The sequence below is a fragment of the Brevundimonas sp. KH_058 genome (assembly GCF_057838505.1).
In genome coordinates, this window is record NZ_CM174469.1 from 615,905 (window position 1) to 638,353 (window position 22,449).

General features: G+C 66.1%; 18 protein-coding genes, 1 pseudogene and 1 riboswitch. Of the genes and pseudogenes, 6 read left to right on the forward strand and 13 right to left on the reverse strand.

The annotated features are described in order from the left end of the window. Positions 1–63 precede the first annotated feature (63 nt). From AC3ISA_RS02880 to AC3ISA_RS02895, 4 genes are all read right to left on the reverse strand, one after another. The gene (locus AC3ISA_RS02880) at positions 64–1,497 is read right to left on the reverse strand and encodes a sugar porter family MFS transporter (RefSeq protein ID WP_489179262.1); all 1,434 of its coding nucleotides are present in this window, start codon (positions 1,495–1,497) and stop codon (positions 64–66) included. Positions 1,498–1,621: 124 nt separating this feature from the next. Continuing rightward, the gene (gene xylB / locus AC3ISA_RS02885) at positions 1,622–2,380 is read right to left on the reverse strand and encodes a D-xylose 1-dehydrogenase (RefSeq protein ID WP_489179263.1); all 759 of its coding nucleotides are present in this window, start codon (positions 2,378–2,380) and stop codon (positions 1,622–1,624) included. Continuing rightward, entirely contained in the window at positions 2,377–3,519 is a 1,143-nt protein-coding gene (locus tag AC3ISA_RS02890; protein WP_489179264.1) for a fumarylacetoacetate hydrolase family protein, read from the reverse strand. Before AC3ISA_RS02890 ends, xylB begins: the two co-directional genes overlap by 4 nt. A gap of 63 nt (positions 3,520–3,582) precedes the next feature. Then, positions 3,583–4,596 (reverse strand): LacI family DNA-binding transcriptional regulator, encoded by a 1,014-nt coding sequence (locus tag AC3ISA_RS02895; protein ID WP_489179265.1) that lies wholly within the window; start codon positions 4,594–4,596, stop codon positions 3,583–3,585. A gap of 366 nt (positions 4,597–4,962) precedes the next feature. Between AC3ISA_RS02895 and AC3ISA_RS02900 the strand changes: the two are divergent. Next, positions 4,963–5,348, forward strand: a pseudogene (locus AC3ISA_RS02900) (FecCD family ABC transporter permease). Continuing rightward, entirely contained in the window at positions 5,345–5,764 is a 420-nt protein-coding gene (locus AC3ISA_RS02905; RefSeq protein ID WP_489179266.1) for a P-loop NTPase family protein, read from the forward strand. Before AC3ISA_RS02900 ends, AC3ISA_RS02905 begins: the two are co-directional and overlap by 4 nt. Positions 5,765–5,957: 193 nt before the next feature. Here the strand turns inward: AC3ISA_RS02905 and AC3ISA_RS02910 are convergent, their stop codons facing one another. The 5 genes from AC3ISA_RS02910 to AC3ISA_RS02930 form a co-directional block, all read right to left on the reverse strand. Then, the gene (locus tag AC3ISA_RS02910; RefSeq protein WP_489179267.1) at positions 5,958–6,401 is read right to left on the reverse strand and encodes a TonB-dependent receptor plug domain-containing protein; all 444 of its coding nucleotides are present in this window, start codon (positions 6,399–6,401) and stop codon (positions 5,958–5,960) included. Positions 6,402–6,794: 393 nt separating this feature from the next. After that, positions 6,795–7,790 (reverse strand): amidohydrolase family protein, encoded by a 996-nt coding sequence (locus tag AC3ISA_RS02915; protein WP_489179268.1) that lies wholly within the window; start codon positions 7,788–7,790, stop codon positions 6,795–6,797. A gap of 31 nt (positions 7,791–7,821) precedes the next feature. After that, positions 7,822–9,765: a prolyl oligopeptidase family serine peptidase gene (locus AC3ISA_RS02920; protein ID WP_489179269.1), complete on the reverse strand. Its 1,944-nt coding sequence runs from the start codon at positions 9,763–9,765 to the stop codon at positions 7,822–7,824. Positions 9,766–9,858: 93 nt separating this feature from the next. Then, positions 9,859–12,558 carry a TonB-dependent receptor domain-containing protein gene (locus tag AC3ISA_RS02925; protein WP_489179270.1) on the reverse strand — a complete coding sequence of 900 codons (2,700 nt, stop codon included), beginning with the start codon at positions 12,556–12,558 and terminating at the stop codon, positions 9,859–9,861. Positions 12,559–12,732: 174 nt separating this feature from the next. After that, positions 12,733–12,820: riboswitch (glycine riboswitch) on the reverse strand. Positions 12,821–13,027: 207 nt separating this feature from the next. Continuing rightward, on the reverse strand, positions 13,028–14,131 hold the full coding sequence (locus tag AC3ISA_RS02930; RefSeq protein ID WP_489179271.1) for an ABC transporter substrate-binding protein: 1,104 nt from the start codon (positions 14,129–14,131) through the stop codon (positions 13,028–13,030). A 56-nt stretch (positions 14,132–14,187) separates the two neighbouring features. Between AC3ISA_RS02930 and AC3ISA_RS02935 the strand changes: the two genes are divergently transcribed. From AC3ISA_RS02935 to AC3ISA_RS02950, 4 genes are all read left to right on the forward strand, one after another. After that, complete coding sequence (locus AC3ISA_RS02935) at positions 14,188–14,850, forward strand: response regulator transcription factor (RefSeq protein ID WP_489179272.1); 663 nt, start codon at positions 14,188–14,190, stop codon at positions 14,848–14,850. Beyond that, positions 14,847–16,223 (forward strand): sensor histidine kinase, encoded by a 1,377-nt coding sequence (locus AC3ISA_RS02940; RefSeq protein ID WP_489179273.1) that lies wholly within the window; start codon positions 14,847–14,849, stop codon positions 16,221–16,223. Before AC3ISA_RS02935 ends, AC3ISA_RS02940 begins: the two co-directional genes overlap by 4 nt. 564 nt (positions 16,224–16,787) lie before the next feature. After that, a complete protein-coding gene (dusA, locus tag AC3ISA_RS02945; protein ID WP_489179274.1) occupies positions 16,788–17,804 on the forward strand; it encodes a tRNA dihydrouridine(20/20a) synthase DusA in 1,017 nt (338 codons plus the stop codon). A 230-nt stretch (positions 17,805–18,034) separates the two neighbouring features. Next, on the forward strand, positions 18,035–18,592 hold the full coding sequence (locus AC3ISA_RS02950) for a 3D domain-containing protein (RefSeq protein WP_489179275.1): 558 nt from the start codon (positions 18,035–18,037) through the stop codon (positions 18,590–18,592). Positions 18,593–18,665: 73 nt separating this feature from the next. Here AC3ISA_RS02950 and AC3ISA_RS02955 read toward each other — a convergent pair whose 3' ends face one another. The 4 genes from AC3ISA_RS02955 to AC3ISA_RS02970 form a co-directional block, all read right to left on the reverse strand. Continuing rightward, positions 18,666–19,559 (reverse strand): hypothetical protein, encoded by an 894-nt coding sequence (locus AC3ISA_RS02955; RefSeq protein ID WP_489179276.1) that lies wholly within the window; start codon positions 19,557–19,559, stop codon positions 18,666–18,668. 80 nt (positions 19,560–19,639) lie between these two features. Next, complete coding sequence (locus AC3ISA_RS02960; protein WP_372694051.1) at positions 19,640–19,963, reverse strand: Mpo1-like protein; 324 nt, start codon at positions 19,961–19,963, stop codon at positions 19,640–19,642. Between the two features lie 43 nt (positions 19,964–20,006). After that, positions 20,007–20,318, reverse strand: coding sequence for an Mpo1-like protein (locus AC3ISA_RS02965; protein WP_489179277.1), 312 nt, complete (start codon positions 20,316–20,318; stop codon positions 20,007–20,009). A gap of 188 nt (positions 20,319–20,506) precedes the next feature. Further along, the gene (locus AC3ISA_RS02970; protein ID WP_428156562.1) at positions 20,507–22,405 is read right to left on the reverse strand and encodes a DEAD/DEAH box helicase; all 1,899 of its coding nucleotides are present in this window, start codon (positions 22,403–22,405) and stop codon (positions 20,507–20,509) included. Positions 22,406–22,449 lie beyond the last annotated feature (44 nt).

The following is a 22,449-nucleotide window of genomic DNA, read 5'->3' on the forward strand; positions in this document are numbered from 1 at the left end:
GCTGACGGGCGGCGGGGGAGCGCCGCCCGTTTCGGGGAGAGGGTTTCAGGCGTCAGACCGGGATCAGCCGGTCATGTCTTCCAGTTCGCGCCCACGTGTCTCCTTGACCCAGGCTTGCACAAGGAAAAACGATATCAATGCGCTAATCGCATAGAAGCCGTAGGTGATCACCAGACCCAAGGTGGCCGCCATCCACGGGAAGCTGACCGAGATGGCGAAGTTGGCGATCCACTGGGCGAAGCCGGCGACGGCCAGGGCCGAACCCCGCATCTGGTTGGGGAACATCTCGCCCAGCATGACCCACATGACCGGGCCCCAACTGAAGTTGAAGAAGACCACATAGGCGTTGGCCGCGATCAGGGCGATCAGGCCGGTGTTGTCGTCCAGATGCAGCGAACCGTCGATCAGGGCGGCGCGCGAGAAGCACCAGGCGACCGTGCCCAGGGTCACGAACATGCCCGCCGAACCGATCAGCAGCAGCGGCTTGCGACCGATCTTGTCGATGACCGAAATGGCCGCCAGACAGGCCGCGATCGACAGGACGCCGGACAGGATGTTGATCTGCAGTGCGTCGTTCTCGGAGAAGCCGACCGACTGCCACAGCACGGCGCCGTAGTAGAAGACGATGTTGATGCCGACCAGTTGCTGGAACACGGCCAGGATCAGGCCAGCCCAGACGATGGGACGCACCTTCTTCGTCGCCGGGTCCAGAAGATCGGAGAATTTCGGCTTGTGATCGGCGCTCAGCGAGGCGCGGATTTCGTTCACCTTGCGCGCGCCGGCGGCGGGTCCGAACAGTTTGGACAGCACGGCCTGCGCCTGGGCGTCCTTCTTCTTGGCGACCAGGAAGCGCGGGCTTTCCGGGATGACCAGCAGCGCCAGCAGATAGATGGCGGCGGGGATGACCTGCAGCCAGAACATCCAGCGCCATGCGGGGAAGCCCAGCCAGAAGTCGGCGGTCGATCCGCCCGCGGTGCGCGCCAGCACGTAGTTGGCCACGAAGGCGCCGGTCAGGCCGGTGATGATCATGATCTGCTGCACCGACGACAGTCGGCCGCGGATCGAGGCCGGGGTCACCTCGGAGATATAGGCCGGCGACAGGACCGAGGCCGCGCCGACGCCCAGACCGCCGATGAAGCGGGCGATGATGAAGTGGGCCGAGGTATCGGCAGCCCCTGCCCAGAAGGCGGAGATGATGAACAGGACGGCGGCGATCTGCATCACCGTGCGGCGGCCGATGGCGTCCGCCAGACGACCCGCGATGAAGGCGCCGACGGCGCAGCCCAGCAGGATGGCGCCGACGTTGAAGCCGGTGCCCAGCGCCGACAGGTTGAAGGCCGCCTCCAGCCCGTCCTGGGTGCCGTTGATGACGCCGGAATCATAGCCGAACATGAAGCCGCCGATGGTGGCGACCGCCACGATCAGGGCGATGAACGCCATGTTGACGCGGTCGTCGCCCGCGATGTCGGGGCCTGAGCCCCCCGTCGGTCCTGCCATCTCGATGTAACCTCCCAAGGCCCGTCTGACGCGGGCGTGAAATCAGAAAACCCTACCTTGATGCTGGAGCCTGATTCACCGCTACGTCGAAGCGCGAAGCGCTTCAACTCAAGCGGATCAGGCTCTAGCGCCAGCCGGCGTCCACGAAATACTCATGGCCCGTGATCAGCCGCGCGTCGTCGGACGCGAGGAACAGGCCCAGGGCTGCGACATCGTCGGGCTGTAGCCGGCCGGGCAGACATTGAGCCGCCACGATCTCGGCCTCGCCCTCGGGCGTGTACCATTTCATCTGACGCGGGGTCTGGACGTTGCCGGGCACGATGCAGACGACGCGCACGCCGTCGCCGCCCAATTCGCGCGCCAGGGCCCGCGTCATGCCCTCGATGCCCGCCTTGGCGGTCTCGTACAGCGACAGGTCGGGCAGGCCGAGGTGCCAACTGATCGAGCCGAGGTTGATGATCACCCCCCGTCCCTGCTTGCGCATGCCCGTCGCCACCGACTGGGCCGCGAAATAAAGGTGGCGCAGGTTCACGTTGATCCGCTCATCCCAATAGGCGGGCGTGACCTCGGCCAGCGTATGACGGTCGTCGTTGGCGGCGTTGTTGATCAGGACATCGATGGGACCGTGTTCGGCGACGACCTCTGCCAGACGCCCTTGCAGGGCGGCGATGTCGGTCAGGTCGCAGGGGCGAAAGGTCGGGGCCGGCGACAGCTCGGACAGCGACGCCTCCAGCGCCCTGGAATCCGCCTCGGCGATGTCGAAGAAGACGACGCGGGCGCCCTGACGCGCAAAGGCCTCGGTGAAGCCCGCGCCGATGCCCGAACCGCCGCCGGTGACGACGACCAGACGGCCTTTCAGCGACGGATAGATTGCGCCGCTCATGCGGTGGCTCCCAGCAGGCCGCGACCGGCCAGATTGCGCATCAGCTCCAGCACCCCGAACCGCCACGGCGGGGCCTGGTCGCAGGTCGCGACGATGTTTTCCAGCACACCCAGCTTTTCGGACGAAACGCGGACCCGGTCGCCGATCTTGTGGGTGAAGCCCTTGCCCGGCGCATCGCGGTCGTCGATCGGCGCGAACATGGTGCCGAGATAGAGGGCGAAACCGTCGGGATACTGATGGGCGCTCAGGGTCTGGCGCACCAGCTCTTCGGGGTCGCGGCTGATCAGGCTCATCGAGCTTTCGCCCGTCATGACGAAGCCGTCCGCGCCCTCGACCTCCAGCCGGACGGTTGCGGCGCGCACGTCGTCCATGCCGAAGCCGTCGTCGAACAGGCGGATGAAGGGGCCGACCGAGGCCGAGGCGTTGTTGTCCTTGGCCTTGCCCAGCAGCAGGGCCGACCGGCCTTCGATATCACGCAGATTGACGTCGTTGCCCAGGCTGGCGCCGACCGGACGGCCGGCGGGATCGCAGATCACCACCACCTCGGGCTCGGGGTTGTTCCAGGCCGAGTCCGACCGCACCCCGACCTCGGCGCCCCAGCCCACCGAAGCCAGCACCGGCGCCTTGGTGAAGATCTCGGCATAGGGGCCGATGGCGACTTCGAGATACTGGGACCACAGACCCTCGGCGATCAGCTGGGTTTTGACCGCTTCCGCCTGTTCCGAGCCGGGACGCAGGTCCTTCAGATCGCCGCCGATCCGGTCGAGGATGGATTGGCGAACGGCGTTGGCCGCGTCGGCGTCGCCGCGTGCGCGCTCCTCGATCACCCGTTCCAGGGCCGACACGGCAAAGGTGACGCCCGAGGCCTTGATGCATTGCAGGTCCAGCGGCGACAGCAACTGCACGCCCTGCGCCGACCAGGCCGAGGCGACGGTCAGTTCGTCCAGCGGCCCCATGTCCACGCCCGCCGTATCCATATCGTCCAGCGCGACCGCCTGGGCCGTCGTCGCGACATGGCTGGAAAGATCATAAAGCCGACCGCCGCGCGCCAGCACCGGCGACGGCCCGGCCGGGGTCATCACGCGTCCAAGCAGGCGCGCGTCGCGCCAGTCCGCCGGCAGGCATGAAACTAGATCCACAGTCGTCTCCTCTCCACGTTCTCCGACGTGGTAGCGCTAACATCTTTTAGCGGGACGCGGATGTCAATCGCGCGGTGCGGCGGTGCTTTCGCGGGCGATGAATTGGTGGGGGACCGGACCGTCCGCCTCCCCGCCCCGCCCCAGGATGACGGCGGCGGCGCGCGCCATTTCGGCGACCGGCTGGCGGATGGTGGTCAGGGTCGGCCAGACGCTGGCGGCCAGATAGGTGTCGTCGAAGCCGGCGACGGAGATATCGCCCGGCGTGGACAGGCCGGCGGCATGCACGGCCGCCAGAACCCCGGCGGCCATGTCGTCGTTGCTGGCGAAGACGGCGGTCGGACGCTGGGGTCGGGCCAGCAGCCGCCGCCCGGCCTCGAAGCCGGATCGGTAGGTGAAGTCGCCCGCCTCGACCAGCAGCGCCGCGCCCTCGACCGCATCGACGGCGGCCTGGGCGCCCGTGCGGCGATCCGCGCTGGCGCTCTGATCCTGATGCCCCTCGACGAAGCCGATCAGGCGATGGCCCAGGTCCAGCAGATGGTGCGTCATCTCGTGTGCCGCACCTTCATCGTCCACCCGCAGGGAGATCAGGCCGTCGCGATCCACAGGTGCGGCCAGGACCACGGCCTTCATGCCGCTCCTGGCGATGGCGTCCAGGGTCGCAGCCGATTCGCCCAAGGGCGGCGGCACGATCACCCCCTGCGCCCCGCCGGCCGCCAGCCGCTGAACCGCCTCGCGCTCCTCGTCGGGCGCCCCAGGCCGCGACGGCTCGATCAGCAACAACAGTCCCACCGACCGCGCCCCATCCAGGGCGCCGGACAACAGTTCGGCCAGATAGGCGCTGGATGGGTTGGCATAGAGCAGGCCGATCCGCCCGCCGCCGGCCCGCGCCAGGATTCGCGCGGCGGGATCGGGCACATATCCGGTTTCGCGAATGACGGCCTGGACCTTCTCGCGCGTCGCCTCGCGCACCCGCGCATCCCCATTGACCACGCGCGACACCGTCATCGGCGAAACGCCGGCCAGGCGCGCGATGTCGCCCATGGTGTGGTTGCGATGCGGATTCGTCTGGAAAGTCACAAGCGCAACAGCAGCACGCCAGACCGGGCGCGTCCACCTCTGCGCAGAACGGTGTGGTTGGCCGCCACGATCTATAGTTGAAACTTTCTGCTGACCTTCGAGCACGAACTGGTCACGGCCACGGACATCGCCGGCGATCACGTCGGCAGTCCGCCCCAATCGCAATCGCTTCAGCGTATCGCGAAACTGGTCCGTCAGACCTCAGCCGTGTGGCTCGCATGGCCGAGAATGTGGAGTATCAGGGCGAATATCGCCGACCCATGGTCGGAGCCATTCGCAAGCCTGTGGATTGCGCTGCTTCCGCCTTTTCTCACCCAAGTCTCCATAGGTTTCGTCGCGGTGCAGGCGGCCATCGTGGCCGTGACCATGCCCTTCTCGTGGATGGCCGCTCGCGCCTTGACGGCCCTTCGGCTGGGCGAGGACCGGGCGCTGAGCGCCGGGGTCGATGTGGGGCGGTTGCGCTTCTTCTCTCTGTTGCGCGCCAGGCTGCTGTCCGCCGCCGCCGTGGCTTTCGTCGGGGTCATCGGCTTCGTCGGCTGGTCGGGCCGCACATCGCGCGGCTGCTCGTCGGCGAGGATCACCGGCTCTATCTTCCCGCCAGCGTGCTGAGCAGCGCCCTGCTGATGTCCCTGGCCTCGGCCGCGTCCAAAATCCTCGTCCCCGGCGCCCTGCTGCCGGTCGGGGTGGTGACCGCCGTCATCGGCGTGCCCGCCTTCCTGTTCCTGATCTTCCGCAGCGGAGCGCGGCGATGAGCCTGACCGTCCACCATCTGACCGCCCGCTACGGCGACCGGACCATCCTGTCCGACGTGGCGCTGCAACCCCTGGAGGCCTCGCCTTCCGCCGCCGGATCGGCCCATGCGGAGGTGCGCACCCTCGCCGCACTTGAGCGGGTCGGGGCGATCAATCTGGCCCTGATGCGTCTGGACCGTCTTTCGGGCGGCCAGCGCCAGATCGCAGGTCTGGCCCAGGCCATGGTGCGCGAACCCTGCGTGCGTTGCTGGATGAGCCGACCAGCGCGCTGGACCTTCGACACCAGTTGGAGGTGTTCAGCCTGGCGCGCGCCTATGCTCGTGAACGCCAGGCCGTGGTGGTCATGGTCCTGCAAGCCCTGCAGGCCGCCGCCCGCGTCTCGGACCGGATCGTGGTCCTGGCCGACGGTTAGGTGAAGATCGAGGGTACGCCGACCGAAGCGGTCACCCCCGCCGTCCTGGCCGAGATGTGGCAGGTCCGCGCGCGCGTCGAACCCTGCGCGCGGCCAAATTCAGGTGATGATCCACGACGTCCTCTGAAACGCAGGACGCCGACGCCTTTTCGAGGCGTCGGCGCGAACCACGTCAGATTAGTGAAGCGACAATTAGATCAGGGCCGGATCAGGGTGACGGTGTCGCCTGCTGGATCGACGGGGACTTGCGTCACGGCCGGGGCGCTGCGCGGCAGGCCCCGCGCCTTGTTTGTCACATAGACGGCATTGGTGCGCGCCCAGAACTGCAGCCCCGGTTTCTCGGCGACGACCGGTCCGGCCAGATAGAACTGCCCCTGATACCAGTCGGCGCTGTCGCCGTTCTCCTGGGACACATAGTCGGCGCCGACCGATCCGCCCCAGCGCAAAGGCACCTTCTTGGTGATGATGTTGATGACCCCACCCAGGGCGTCCGACCCGTACCGGGACGACATCGGCCCGCGCACCACCCGGACCCGCTCGATCTCCCCGACAGGCGGCGTGAAGCTCGAACGGCACAGGGCGACCGGTTTTTTGCTGGATGATCGTCGAGCGCTGATGAATGGCTCCGTCTTGGGCGACATCCGCCAGCCGGAGCTTCACCAGATCACAGCCTCTGAGCTTGTTCAGCGTGATGTTGAACATCGCCAAGGGCCCTGATCGATCCGAGCGACTTGAGATCCTGTCAGATCGCCCAAATGTGTTTAGGCTTCAGGGGAGCCTTCGTTCCTGCATTCGACAAGGGTTCCAGGTCTTGCGAGGTAGACGGACCAGATCGGGCTGGCTCATGACCACCTTCCACGATCAACGCCCCCTTTCACAATACGCCCCTTCAGAGGCTCCGATGCGCCAGCAGCGGACGATGAACTCTGGCATTAACGGGGTCGAGGGTTCCCTCCCCTGTCAGCTGTCAGCTGTCAGCTGAAATGCGCCTGGGATATTTGAATTAGTCCGCCGGCAACTTCGCTTACGCACCATCATCTCACCGCAATGCGTCGCTGCCGTAACGCTTTCTCTTCCCGTGACGACAACGGCAACTGTCTCATGGCGTCGTTCAGATAGCCGTGCAGCGAGCCGGAGAACGGCCAGTCGGAACCCGCTACGAAACGCGCGACGCCGATGCTTCTCATGACCTCGACCAGTCGCGCCCGGTCTTGCGGCGACGTATCGGCGTGGAAGACCTGGGCCAGGTCGAAGGAGAGGTTGGGGGGTGTGTCAGGCCGATCTGCCAGGACGTGTCGAAACGCCTCAAGCGCGTCCCAGGTGTTCGCGTCCAGCCCGCCCCAGCCGCCGGAATGGGCGATGACGACCGAGATGTTGCGAGCGTGGGGCAGGACCTGTTCGACGAAGATGCGGACGTCGCGCGCGCCATAGTCTTCGGCCCGGGTGCGCATGTGGATCATGATGGTCAGCCGGGCGTCCGATGCGGCCTCGAAGACGGCCGCCAGGCGACGGATGTGCTCGGGATTGCGCAGATCGACGCCCGAGTTGGTCAGGTGCAGCTTCAATCCCTTGGCGTAGGGATCATTCTTCCACGCCTCGATTTCGGCCACAGCATCCGGCGTCAGCGGATTGACCGAGACGAAGGCGACCAGACGCCCAGGGTGCGCCGCCGCCGTGGCGACGGTGAAGGCGTTGGCGTCGTGAACCCGCGTCGCGGCGTCGGCCAGCGCGGGAACCATCATCGGGCTTTCGGCCAGATAGGCCGTGGACATCATCCAGGCCGTCTGAACGCCCGCCTCGTCCATGTCCGCCAGCAGATCATCGGCCGTCAGCGGCTCGACGAAGGCCGGATCGCAGGTGCCGATACGCCCCGGACTGCTGCAATAGGCCAGTAGTATCTCCAGAATTGTAGGCGAATGGACGTGGACGTGATGGTCGGTGTGAACCGGCGTGCGGGTCTGCGCCATCACGGGCGCCGCAAGGAGCGCGGCCGAAACCGCGCTCGCCGCGACGATGCGTTTGAAGGGCATGGGATATCTTCTGAACGGCGACGGTCAGGGCTCAGCGCGCGGCGTCGCCCAGCAGGGTCTGTTTCCAGAACAACAGGCTGGTCCAGAAATAATAGTCCTCGTTCTCCTTCTTGTGGAAACCGTGACCCTCGTTCTGCGCCAGCAGGTGCCAGGCCGTGCCGCCGTTGCTGCGGACCGCGCTGACGATCTGGTCGGCTTCGGAGGCGGGCACGCGTGGATCGTTGCCGCCCGTCGCCACCAGCAGCGGGATGGTGATCTTGTCCACGCTGGTCAGGGGCGAGATGGCCTGCAGTTGCGCACGCTGCGCCGGATCACGCTCGTCGCCGTATTCGACGCGTCGCAGGTCGCGGCGATACGACTGGGTGTTTTCCAGGAAGGTGACGAAGTTGGAGATGGCGACGTAGCAGTTCGCCCCCTTCAGCCGGTCGCTGTAATGCACGGCCGTGGCGTAGCACATGTAGCCGCCGTACGAGACGCCGGTGACGGCGAAACGCGCGGCGTCCAGCTCAGGATTGACCTCCAGCGCGTCGAGGAAGGCGCCGATATCCTTGACCGAATTCTCACGCTGGAACGGGCCGTTGTCCAGGTTGACGAAGCGCGTGCCGTAGCCCGAGGACCCGCGCACGTTGGGGAAGAAGATCGCCACGCCCAGCTCGTTCAGCAGATAGTTCTGAGAGCCCAGGAAATCGGGACGGGTCTGGCCTTCCGGTCCGCCGTGGATGTCGACGATCAGCGGACGCTTGCCGGGGAATTTGGTCGGATCGGGTTGATAGAGGAAGCCGGACACGGTCTCGCCGTCGAAGCTCTTCACCTCCACCAGCCTGGGCTCGATGTTGATCGCGGGGTCCAGGCCGCCGGTCTCGCTGTGAGTCCATTGGGTGACCGCCAGGGTCTTCGGATCGATTGAGAAGGCGTCGCCTGACACGCGGGCGGACGACAGGCTCAGCCCGATAGCCCCCCACGGTGCGATGTCGATGGACGGGCCGATGCTGTAGGGGATGACGCCGTCCGGCAGGCCGGAGACGACACGCACCGCGCCCGTGGCGACATCCATGACCTTGAGCCGCGAGATCCCCGCCTCGTTCACCGCATAGGCGACGAAGCTGCCGTCCGGCGCCAAGGCGTAGTCGCTGACATCCCACCGGGTCTCGGTGCTCACGGGCGCGAAACCGCCCTGCCTGATCCGCCCCAGGCGAAGGAAGTCGCTGTCCTTGTTCGACGTCGCCCAGACCGTGCCGTCGGCCGCATATTTGGGATCGACATAGGAAACCTGCGCCGCCGGATCGGTCAGCGGCGTCATGCGGCCGGACGCCAGGTCCAACTCATAGACCACGGCGTTGTTGATCGACATCCGGTTCAGGACCAGGGCCTTTGTCCCATCCTTGGAGAAGTCGGCGATGTTCCAGCCGCCGCCGGACACCTGCGCCACCAGACGGTCGGTCGAAGGATTTTCAGGATCGATGACATACAGGTCCATGTCCGCGCCGTTGCGCCGCGACGAGGCATAGCCGACCCGCTTGCCATCCGGGCTCCAGGCGCCGAACCAGTTGCGGCTCTTGCCGTCGGTGATGCGGGTCAGGCGGCCGCCGGACAGGGTGTAGAGTTGATAGAATTCGTCCCCGCCATTGTCCTTCTGGACTAGCAGGTTCTGGCCGGAAGGCGAGAAGGCGCCGCCCACGATCGGCTCCGCCTCGAAGCTGATCTGGGTCCGGGCGCCGTCGGGCGATGCAACGACATGGAGTTGGTCCGTGGCGCCGAACCGGGTCTTGACCAGCATGGACCGGTCTGCAGCGTTCCACCCCATGAAGGCGGCCCGACGGGCCTGAAGATAGGGCTGGGTCGCGGCGACCAGATCGTCCGGCACCGCCGGCAGGCCATCGGCCACGATCGCGGCCGGCTTCGGCGCTTCGGCGAAGGCGGCGGGCGCTGCGGACAAGGCGAGCGCGAGGGCCAGCGGGAGACGAGAAATCATCATTCGGACCGTGAACTGGGGGGGAGGGGGGGAAGAAAGGGTCGCCGGCTCCCGATCGGGAGAACGAAGCCGGCGACCGGGAGCGCGCTACCCGAACTAGAAGCGGTAACGCGCGCCTACCGTGACGTACCGACCGACGACGTCGTAGTACGGAGAGAAGAGCGAACCATCCGGCGGAGACTTGTCGAACAGGTTGGTCGCATTGGCGTAGAGCTCGACGCCGTCGGCGCCGTAGTGGGCCAGGTCGGCCGTCAGCCCCAGATCGACGTAGGTGAAGGCGTCGATGTCGTTGTTCACGATCTTGACGGTGCTGTTGTAGACGCCTTCCGAGATGTGGCGGGCGCGCAGGTTTGCGCCGAACACCTCGCCCTGCCAGCCCAGGCTGGCGTTGACCCGCAGTTCCGGCACGCCGAGGCCGAAGGCGTAACCCTGCGACTTGACGTATTCGATCTCGGAGATGCCGTCGTCCGTCGTGAGGCTGTTCACCCAGGTCCCGACCAGGCGCATCTTCACCCGTCCGGTTGCGCCCGGAACCCACAGGTCCGCCGGCGACGAATAGGAGACTTCGGCGTCGATGCCGTCGGTCTGATACTCGGCAAGGTTCACATAGGTGGACCGGGTGCGGATCAGATTGCCCGAGGCGTCACGGTCCACATTAGCGCACAGGGTGGTGTTGCCGTTGAAGCAGCGGCTGACCAGATCCTGAGGGGCGATCGTTGTGATCACGTCGTCGATCTTGATGTTGTAATAGTCGACCGACATGTTCAGGCCGTGGATCGACGGCGGCGAATAGGTCAGTCCCAGCGTCAGGGTATCCGCCGTTTCCGGCGCCAGATTCGGGTTACCGCCGCCGTTGTTCAGCGTGTAGACAGTCTGTCCCTTCAACGGGTCGTTGATGTTGTTATAGCCGGTCGTGGTGGTGGTATAGAGCTCGGTCAGGTTGGCCGAACGGATGTCCCGCGACTGGGTGATCCGACCCCGGAAACCGGGGAAGAACTCGTTAGTCGCGCCGACCTTCCACGACCAGATCGAGCCCGTGGTGTCATAGTCAGAGATACGCGCTGCGGCGTTGAATTCGAGATTGTTCAGAACCGGCAGGTCGCGAACGATCGGCACCAGGATTTCGCCGAAGGCTTCCTTGACGGTGAACTCGCCCGACATGGCCGAGAAGCTGAAGGTCTGGAACGCCTTGGCGGCGTCCAGTTCACCCACGCGCTGATCGGTCTGCTCCTTGCGGGCCTCCAGACCGACGGCGATCGAGACATCGCCCGCCGGCAGGCTGAAGGGCTCGCCGCGCAGGCTGACGCCGGCGACGTCCAGCTTGGTGGTCGTGCGCTGCTGGGGCGTGCCGGTGACGTAGTCGATGGCTTCCTGAGACGGCGCGCCCAGGCCGAACAGGTTGATGGGCACGCAGCCGGAGTTGGCGTTGGTCAGGGTCACGCGGCAGACGGGCTGATTGGTGACGGGGCTGATGACCGAGTCGACCGCCTGGGCGTAGTTGGTGGTCAGCAGGAAGCCGGGCGTGTCGATATTGTTCTCGTATTCGCCATGGCTGTAGTAGGCGCCCCACCGCCAGCTGTCGCCGAACTCGCCGTCCAGGGCGATGGTCGCCTGGGTCGTGACCCGTTCGAAGTCGATGGTCGAATAGGACAGGTCGGAGTTGAAGCGACCCATGGTGAACGAGGTCTGGCCCGCCGCCGCCATCTGCTGCTTGATCGCCGTGGACAGGAAGGCGTTGTCGTTCTTGATCGTCAGATTGCCGCGATTGTGATCGCCGAACCAGATGTAGTTGTTCCACATCCGCGAGTGACGAACGTCGGCCGTCAAGCGGAGCTTGTCGGAAAGCTCGTAGGTGGCGCTGGCCAGACCGGTGTAGCGACGCTGGGGCGTGACCAGGGGGCTGAGGTCGTCGTTCGACGGTCCCTCGCCGCCGACCGTATTCGTGCCGACCACCGTGCCATAGTTGAAGGGACGCAGCGTGCCGTCAGGGTTGAACACCTTGCCAGCGTTCACGCCGGACATGATCAGACCGCCGTACGCCGCGTTCGAGAAGCCGACGTTGGGAACGGTGACGAACCCGCCGGCGCCGTTCGAGACTTGGGCCCAGCGACCGATGGCCGGGCGCGAGGTCTTAGGCACCACGCCGTCATTGTCCAGATATTCACCGCCGATGACGAAATGACCGCGTCCGTCGGCAAACGGCGTGCCCCATGCGGCTTCGAAACGCTGCTGTTCGGCGTCGTCGAAGGACGAGATGCCGTATTCGGCGCCCAGCTTGCCGCCCGTGAAGAAGCGGTCGATGCCGATGTTGACCACGCCGGCGACAGCGCCCGAACCCCAGGCGGCGGATGCGCCGCCGGTGACGACGTCAACGCTCTTCACCAGAACGGACGGAATGCTGTTCAGGTCGTTCTCGCTCGCCGCCCGGCGCCCGTCGATCAGGACCAGCGTGCGGTTGATCCCCAGGCCGCGCAGATCGACCGGCGCATTGCCCGCGCCGGTGTTGGTGCCGGTCGTCTGGGGCGAGCTGCTGGCCTTGAACTGGGGCATGTCGTTCAGCGCGGCGGCGATGTTCTGGCGCGCGCCGACCGAAAGATCCTCGGCCGTCAGATGGATGGTGGGCGTGGGCGCCTGGAAGCCGGCCCGGTCGATCCGGGACGCGGTGACGACGATGTCGTCCACCGAGGCGGCGGCCTCTTGAGCGGTTTGGGCGTCCTGTGCGTGAGCGATGCCGGCGCACGAAAGCAGAGCGATGGCGCTGCAGCAGGTGGTCAGATGGCGGTTGAGACGAGACAAGGCGATGGTCCTCATAAAGATGACGCCCCTCCCCAGGGGTGTCTGACGCGAGCGACGCTCTGCGGCGTCGTTTCGCCCCCGCTGTCATCAGGCCTGAGAGCTTCGGGGCCTTGCGACCCGTTTCTCCTTCGGCGAGGCCGGATCCCCCGGACCCGTCCTTCTCTCCAGCGTTCCTTCAGCAAGACGGTCCGTTTGCCTGAGCGTTTCCGGGGCGGTTGCGCCTTCGGCGTCGGCCGGAGCCGATCTCTCCCGCCTTGCTGAAGCTGAGTAAGATCGACCCCCGCCTCGGTGTCAAATAGGTGAAAACCGCAATTTTATTGCAGCATGAAGCGCTCCCTTCGCATTTCATTGCTCTTCAGGATCAAGTGGGGTCACTTACGGCTACTCTCCATAGGCACCTCGTACGGCAGTGACGGCGGCGTGACAGAAAGGCGGGTTTCGGACTTTGTGGACTTATCCACAGGAACGCTCAGGGCGCGGCAGGATCCGAGGGCGCCCTGACGCCTAGACGCATCGCGGCGTCCCACCGCGTCAGCAGGGTCGCACGCCGCGCCTGATCCAGATTGGCCAGCAAGGCCGGCCCGACCCGAATGGGCCGAACGCCGGGCGACGCGGGTCGCAACGGCGCATCGACATCGTCGCGCACCGGCCGAACCCCCAATGCGCCGATCACCCGTTGTCCTTCGCGCGACAGCAGAAAGTCCAGAAACAGTCGCGCCGCGTTCGGGTGCGCGGCGTTGCGAGGAATTAAGGCCACTCGCGACACAGACAGATGATAATCGTCGGGCGTGATCAGCCCGATCTGAGGAACACGCTCGGCCCAGGACGCACCGTAGGATTGGTTCATATTATAGGCGAACACCATCCGCCCATCGGCGATCTGGCCCATCATCCTCTGCCCCGAGGTGTCCAGTCGCGGACGCTGCGCGCCCAGCGCCTCCATCAATGGCCAGGCGTCGGGATAGATCTGCACGTCCGCAGACAACTGCATCAGGGCCACACCGCTGCGTTCGGCGTCGTAGAGGGTGACGCGACCGCCGAAGAGATCCGGGCGAGCCTTCAGCAACCGAAGCAGATCCGCGTGATTGCGCGGCACCGCATCACCCGCAAGCTGGCCTCGGTTATAGGCGAACACGATCGGCTCGGCGGTCAGCCCATACCCCTGATCGCGCCACACCGACCCGTCGGGCATCGCTGCACGATGCGGTGACTTATAGGCCTGGGCATAGCCGTCGTTGATCAGCTTGACCTGCACGTCCATGGCCGTGCTCCAGACCAGGTCCGGCCCATCCTGCCCTGCGTCCGCAAGCGTCCGAACCTGTTCGGCGATCCGCGTCGAGTTTATGTCTTCCAGATGCACGCTGATCCCGGGCCAGCGACGACGAAAGGCCTCCAGCACCGGCCCCATCAGGCTGGTGTTCGTCAGGATGTGCAGCGCCCCTTCACGGCGCGCCAGCCAGCGCACGCGCCGCGCCGTGCCCGCCCCCTCCGGCTCCGACGAACAGCCGGCGGCGCCCAATCCCGCCAGGCCTCCCGCCAGACCCATCAGCAGATGTCGTCGATCCGTCTTCACCGCTCCGGCTTTCTGGTTATGGTGTCGCGCATGATCCGTCGCCCCGTTCCGTCGCCATGAGAATACTCGTCGTCGAAGATGACAAGGCGCTGCGGCATTCGCTCGAAGCCAGTCTTCACGAGGCGGGGTTCGAGGCAAGCTGTATCGACAGCGGCGAACAGGCCTTGCAGCTCGAAAGCGCCGAGATCTTCGACGCCGCCATCCTGGACATCGGCCTGCCCGACATCGACGGCTTCGAAGTGCTCCGAACCCTGAGGCGGCGGGGATCTTCGACGCCGGTCCTGATGTTGACGGCGCGCGACGCCCTCGGCGACCGCGTCGCGGGCCTGGACCTCGGGGCCGACGACTATCTGGTCAAGCCGTTTGCCCCGTCGGAACTGGTCGCTCGCCTTCGCGCCATCGTGCGCCGACGTCAGGGACAGGCCGCCGGCGCGGTGGTGGTCGGGACCCTCTTCTGCGATTGGCGCACGGGCCGCGCCCTGGTCAACGACCGCGACCTGGCCTTGCGCCCCCGCGAATGGGCGGCTCTGCGCGTCCTGGCGTCCCGGCCGGGACAGGTCGTGGACCGCGATCTTCTGGCCGCCGAGGTCTTTCCGCAGGACGAGGCGCCGTCCCTCAACGCGCTGGAAATCCACGTCGGACGGCTGCGGCGCAAGCTTCAGCCGGATGGCCCCGCGGTGACCAATATTCGCGGCCGTGGGTATCGTCTCGATCCATGAGCCGCGCCCGGCATGCCCGTTCCCACAGCCTGGTCATACGCCTGTTGATCGCACAGGTGGTTCCGCTGGCGATCTTTGCCGTCGTCGTTCTGGCGGTTGGCGCCTGGACGGCCCAGCGGGTGGTGGCGAGCAATGCAGACCGGTTGTTGGCCGGCGCGCTGCAAACGATCCGCGAGACTGTGTCGGCCACCGACGATCGCATCACAGTAAACGTGGAACCCTGGGCTCTGGCCTTGCTGGACGGCCCCGAACGTGACGCCGTCTTCTACAGCGTCCGCGAAGGCGATCGGCTCGTCACCGGCTATCCAGAACTGCCCAACCTCCCGCAGGCGCAAGCGGACCGGCCGGTGTTCGCGGACCTGTCCGTCAGGGGCGTTGCGGTGCGGATGGCTCAACAGACGCTGGTCATTCCCGGCCGCGACGCCCCCGTCCGCGTTTCGGTCGCCCAGAGCCTGGACTCCCGCCGCGCCAGCCTGCGCGAGCTTTACCGCAGCATGCTGCTTCTCCCCGGCCTTCTGGTCGTGCTCGCCGCCCTTCTGATCTGGCCGGCCCTGCAATGGGGCCTGAATTCGCTGAAACGCCTGATCGACGACCTGACGCGACGCCCAAGCCCCTCGGCGAACTTCGCCCCGACCAATGTCGATCTGGCGCCGCGCGAGTTCTGGCCGGTCCTGAACGCCTTCAACCATCTGCTCGCGCGGCTGGAGACCTCGACCTCCGGCATTCAGCGGTTCGCGGCCGACGCCTCGCACCAACTGCGCACGCCGCTGTCGGTGGTCTCCGCCAATCTCGACCTTCTCGCAGGATCATCCCGTCCCTGGACGGATCAGGAGCGACGGCTGATCGCCGATTCTCGCGACGCCGTCAGCGGCATGACGCGCCTCGTCGGGCAACTGCTGTCCACGGCACGCGCCGACGGCGCGCGGATCTCGTCCTCAGCCGACCTGGGCCGCGCCGCCCGTCGCGCCTGTCAGGCCGCCGGTGAGCGCCGCAGCGTTCCTGACGGGGCCCTGCGCCTTCGTCTTCCGGCCGAACCGGTCACCGTCCTCGGCGCCGAGGACCTCATCAACGAACAGATCCTCAACCTGATCGACAACGCCTTCCATCACGGCGCACCGCCTGTAATCGTGCATGTGCAGATGACGGGTGCGGTGTGCGTCTGGGATCACGGCCAAGGCGTCGACGAAGCCACGCTCCCCCACCTCACCGACCGCTTCTTCCGCGCCGCTTCAACCCGAGCATCCGGCTCCGGCCTCGGCCTGGCGATCGTTCACACCCTGGCCGAAGCCCAGGGCGCGCAGTTCAGAGTGTATAATCGCAGCGCAGAACGAACCGGTCTTATTGGGAGGATCGCCTTCCAGCTTGCCACGTAGCCCTATCGCGTTGGGCGACCTAATTGCCGGAGCAAATAGTTGCGTACCGACAAGGCGGCGCGCTGCCGAATGAGCGACCCATGACGGAAGCGGCGCTGCTGGTCAGGCGATGTACGAACTGGCTACGGCCTCAGAACCGTATGATGCTTCTCGGATGCAAGAAGGCGCGCAAGCGTCTGTTCAGCGTTCTTCTTGCCACGCTGAACGCGCGCCAGTCCGACCCTCGCAACAATCGTCCGGCTGCCTAATAAGCGTCTAGAAATCGCGGCTTATCGGCCTTTGCCTTCAGTCCGGCGAAAGTCGCTGCTTGCGTTGGTCGATTTGACGTTCTGCCTCTACCGCCCATGCCTTGGCATCGTCGAACCGTAGGAAGGTCTCGCTCGCAACGTGTCCCTTACGCCGAACTTGGGCGCGCCACCGACCAGACCTTTGCTTGCGGATCGAAGCCATGTTTTGGGTGCAAAAAGGGTGCAGTGAGCTGTCGTAAAAGGGCGAAAACCGTCAAAAAAGCGCGTAATAGCGTCGGCGAACACCGTCCGACAACCCTCTGAACTTACAGGAAAAATGTCGTTAAATCAAGCGCGTAGGCTGTCCGTGGCCCCCATGATGGACTGGACCGACCGGCATTGCCGGGCGTTTCACCGTGCGCTGACGACGCGGGCCCTGCTCTATACCGAGATGGTGACGGCGCCGGCGGTGTTGCATGGGGATCGCGAGCGGCTGTTGGGGTTCGATGCGCTGGAGCATCCGGTGGCGCTGCAGCTGGGCGGGTCGGATCCGTCGCAGTTGGCAGAGGCCGCCAGGATCGGTCAGGCGTTCGGCTATGACGAGATCAATCTGAACGTCGGCTGTCCGTCGGACCGGGTCCAGTCGGGCAGGTTCGGGGCCTGTCTGATGCGCGAGCCGGAGCTGGTGGCGGACTGTATGGCGGCGATCGCCGAGGCCGTGACCGTGCCCGCCACCGTCAAATGCCGCATCGGCGTGGACGATCAGGATCCGGCGGTCAGCCTGTTCGCCACGGTGGACGCCTGCGCCGCCGTCGGGATCGAGGTCTTCGTCGTCCATGCGCGCAAGGCCTGGCTGAAGGGTCTGTCGCCCAAGGAGAACCGCGACGTGCCGCCGCTGGATTACACCCTGGTGCGCAGGCTCAAGCGCGAGCGGCCCCATCTGAACATCTCGATCAACGGCGGCATCGCCTCGATGGACGAGGCCGAGGCCCATCTGGACGACACCGACGGGGTCAAGCTGGATGGGGTCATGCTGGGCCGCGCCGCCTATCATGAACCGGCCATCCTGGGTCAGGCGGACCGTCGTCTGTATGGCGAGGCTGTCGCCGACACCGACGCCTTCGTCGCGCTGGACCGCTATCGTCCCTATATGGCCGCGCGGCTGGCCGAGGGCGTCGCCCTGCCCGCCATGGCGCGGCACATGCTGGGCCTGATGCACGGACGTCCCGGCGCACGGGCGTTCCGCCGCACTCTGACGGTCGAGGCGATCCAGCCCGGCGCCGGGCTGGAGGTGCTTGACCGCGCCGTCGAGGCGGTGCGCGAGGCCGAGGCGCGTCGCGACGAGGCGGCGTAAATCAGTCTAAAGGCCAGCGCGAACATCAAGTCTTTCGTCTGACGCAGCCACTAGCTTGCCGCACAGGCGCGCAAGCTGGGGATGGATAGATCATAACAAACAACGCGTTAACTTAGAAACAAATCGTAACGCACAGCGCGCCGGACGATCTGGCCGCTTTCTCGCCACAAGTTAACGCGACAAGACAAGCGCCGGCGGCGTTGGGAGCCGGTGTCTCCTGAGCGAAACTCATGATCGGCGCTTCCGCTGCTATCGCCATGCTTTGGGCCGCCGTATCGTCTGTGACGAGCGGGCCTGTCCCCTACAATGATGTCGTAGCGGCGGATGAAGTCAGGGTTGAAACCCCTGCCGCCACCGTCGGTTCCGCCGAAATCGAAACCGCTCTGAACGCCGAACAGGCGCAGATGATGGCCTCCGATCCCGACTGGCGTGCATCGGCGCGCCTCTATCACGCAGGCGGCGGCGGCGCGACGGGCAACGATTCCCTGGGTTGCCGTCCGATCGCCATGCGCACCGTCGCGGTCGATCCCCGCGTGATCCCGCGCCGCACCAAGCTGTTCATCCGCGAGACGGTCGGCCTGCGTATGGCCGACGGCACGATCCACGACGGCTACTGGTATGCGTCGGACACCGGCGGCGCCATCAAGGGCCAGAAGGTCGATCTCTATACCGGCAACGGCCGTGGCTCGATGAATCAGGCGCAGCGTCTGAACATGCGCACCCTGACCATCGTCGACGCCGGCGATTTCGACGGCTGCCCCCCGGCCTGGACCACCGCCTCCAACTAAGTCCATGCGGAAATGAAAACGCCGGCTGACCGCGAAGGTCAGCCGGCGTTTCCGTGTCTGCGTCTAGCTGCGATCAGTCCATCTCGGACACTTCCAGCGTCGATTGCACCATCGAGTCGTTGTAGGTGCCGACCCAGATGTCATAGCGGCCGCTCTGCGGATTGGTGATCGTGACCTTGGGATCCAGGTCGCCGCCGCTGTCGTCGTCGCAATAGAAGCGGCCGTTCGGCGTATTGATCAGCAGGGTGGTGTCCTCCTCCGCCCGCACGCGGAACGTCAAATCGGAATCCCCCGGCTCGAAGAAGATTTGAATGTCCGGCGCCGCGCTGACCGAGCCTTCGCAGCCCGACTTGGCAGCCGAGGCCGGCGATGAACCGCCGGCCAGGATCGACTTGATCCAGGGATCGGGCGTGAAGCCTCCGCGCAGATTGGCCGTGCCGTAGTTGGGCTCCAGGCTGATGTCCGGGCCGCTGCCCGAATCGTCGCCATCCATACCGACGCGCTCTGTGACCGATAAGGTCGAATCGACCATGCTGTCGCCATAGGTTCCGACCCAGATATCGTAACGGCCGCTTTGGGGAGCGTCGATCGTGACCTCGGGGTCCAGATCGCCGCCGCTGTCGTCGTCGCAATACCAGTCGCCGCCCGGCGTGTTGACCAGCAGCGTCGTATCCTCCGACGCCACGGCCTTGAACGTCAGGTCCAGCGCGCCCGCCTCATAAGTGACCTGAAAATCGGGCGCGGCGCTGACATTGCCCTCGCAACCAGATTTGGCGCGAGAGGCCGGGATCGAACCGCCGGCGCGTATGGCCTTGGTGTAGGGATCGGGCTCGAACCCGACCGAAAGGTCGACCGTGCCGTAGTTGGGATCCAGGTTGAAGTCGGGCCTGGCTTCGCCCTTCTGCGCCAGGCTGACGCCCGGTGCGAACAGGACCGAGGCGGCGGCGACGATGGCGATGGATTTCATGAACGCTCCCTCCAGCAGCGGCGAGGCACCGCAGAGGCAGACTAGTCGGTTTCAAAAAACCGCGCAGCTTGAAATGCGGATCAGAAGCGACGCTTGCCCGACACCGTCTCGAAGAACAGGCGGAAGTCGCCCATCAGGCTCCACAGCGGATATTGGAACGTCGCGGGCCGGTTCTTCTCGAAGAAGAAATGCCCCACCCAGGCAAAGCCGTATCCGAGCAGTGGCATGGCCAGCAGCCACCAGGGGTTCCACGTCACGAGGAAGACCCCGAACGCCAGGATCACCAGACCGGTGCCCACGACGTGGATACGCCGGCACGTCCGGTTCGAATGCTCGTGGATGTAATAGGGATAGAAGGCCTCGAACGAGGCGTATCGTCCCTCGGGTGCGGACGGCGTGCTCATGGCCGAAGGGTGCGCCCGCACGGCGCCGGAGGCAAGTCCGGGATCAGAAAGGGCGCCGCCCGGTCACGGTCTCGAAGAACAGACGAAAATCCCCCATCAGGCTCCAGACGAAATGGCGCAGGCCTAACGGACGGTTCTTCTCGAACACGAAATGCCCGATCCAGGCGCTCGCGGCGACTGCCGGAAAGATGACGAGCCACCATGGATTCAGGGTCAGCAGGCTGATCGGAACCGCCAGGATCATCAGACCCGTCCCGATCACATGGATGCGTCGCGAGACCCGGTTCTGATGCTGACTGATATAGAAGGGATAGAAGGCCTCGAACGAGGCGTATCCCTGCTCGGGCATGCTCATGGGTGAAGGGTGCGCCAGCACGGCGTGGGTGGCAAGGGCACACCCATTCCGCTCATCCCCGCGAAAGCGGGGACCCAGTGTTTTGGGCGCTTCGGCGCAGACGCTACGAGGCGGCGCCTATCCCGGACATCGTGCCACGCAAAAGAACTGGGTCCCCGCTTTCGCGGGGATGAGCGGAGTTTTTCTGGTCAGCCCTTCGGCTTGCCCTTGAAGCCGTCCTTCTTGAAGTTCGGCTTGCCCTGGAAGGCCTTCTTGGCGAACGGCTTGTCGGCCGCTGCGTTCGAGCGCGGGTTGCCGCCGCCGTCAGCCTTGGGCGCCCAGGGCTTCTTGAAGGCCGGACGGGCGTCGCCCGCGCCGCCGTCGGCACGCTTGTAGGGGGTCTTCTTGAATGGGCGGTCGCCCTCGTCGCGGTTCGGCTTGCCAGCGAAGCGGCTGGACTTCATCGAGCCCGGCGTCGGAGCTTCCGACGGCGTGATCTTCACCTCGTCCTTGGACGCGGCGACGGCTTCGCGGAAGGCCTTCTCGTGGGTCTTGGCGACCTCGAACCGGGTCTCGTCGGGGAAGGTGCGGATGGCGCCGATCTGGGGCTTGGTGATGCCGCCGATGCGGCAGATCAACGGGATCAGCCATTTCGGGTCGGCATTCTTGTTGCGGCCGACATCCAGGCGGAACCAGACCACGTCGTCAGAGCCCAGGCGGTCGCCCGGCCAGGGTTGGGCCGCGGTGCCGTCGTCGTTGCGCACGGTGCGTTCGCGCTTGGCGGGACCGCGATCCGAACCGGGATCGGACAGTTCTTCCGGCGCCGGCTGTTCCTTGCGCAGCAGGCGCACCAGGGCGGCGGCGATCTCGTCGGGCGTGCGCTCGGCGATCATCCGCTTGGCGACGATCATGTCCTCGTCGGAGACCTCGGCCTCGAAGAACTCGGGCGACAGCAGACGGCCTTCGTCGGCCTTGCGGATTTCGTCGAAGGTCGGCGCACCGGTCCAGACGGCGTCGACGCCGGCCTCGTCCATCAGACGCTCGGCCTTGCGACGGCGCGAGTGCGGGACCAGCATCACGGACACGCCCTTCTTGCCCGCCCGGCCCGTCCGGCCCGAACGGTGCAGCAGGCCGGCGCGGTTCATCGGCAGTTCGGCGTGGATGACCAGACCCAGGTCCGGCAGGTCCAGACCGCGCGCGGCGACATCGGTGGCGACGCAGACGCGGGCGCGGCCGTCACGCAGCGACTGAAGCGCGTCGGTCCGCTCGCGCTGACCCATCTCGCCCGACAGGCTGACGGTCGAGAAGCCGCGCTCCAGCAGCGACGACTGCAGGTGACGCACGCTGTCGCGCGTCGAGCAGAAGACCATGGCGCGCGGCGCCTCGAACCAGCGCAGGGTGTTGACCACCGCATGCTCGATCTCGTTGGGGGCGATGCGATAGGCGCGGTATTCGATGTCGGCGTGCTGGCGTGTCTTGTCGGTGGCGTCGATACGCACCGCGTCCTTCTGATAACGCTTGGCCAGGGTCGCGATCTCGCGCGCGATGGTCGCCGAGAACAGCAGGGTGCGGCGTTCGGCCGGCGCCTGGTCCAGGATGTGCTCCAGGTCCTCGCGGAAGCCCATGTCCAGCATCTCGTCGGCCTCGTCCAGGACGGCGACCTTCAGCTCGGACAGGTCCAGGTTGCCCCGGTCGATGTGATCCTTCAGGCGGCCGGGCGTGCCGACGACGATGTGGACGCCGAAGCTGAGGGCGCGCGCTTCACGACGCGCATCCATGCCGCCGACGCAGGTGGCGATCTTGGCGCCGGAGTCGGCGTACAGCCATTCCAGCTCGGCTGCGACCTGCATGGCCAGTTCCCGCGTGGGGGCGATGGCCAGGCACAGCGGCGCGCCGCCGGGGGCGAAGATCGGCTTGTCGCCCAACAGGGTCGGCGCGGCGGCCAGACCAAAGGCGACGGTCTTGCCCGAACCCGTCTGGGCCGAGACCAGCAGGTCGCGTCCCGCGTATTCGGCTTCCAGGACCGCAGCCTGAACCGGGGTGGGTTCGGCATAGCCCTTGTTGATCAGGGCGCGGTCGAGCGCGGGATGGACGGCGGGAAAGGGCATAGGAAACCTGGGCAAACGGACAAGGGCGGTCGTTGAAACGACCG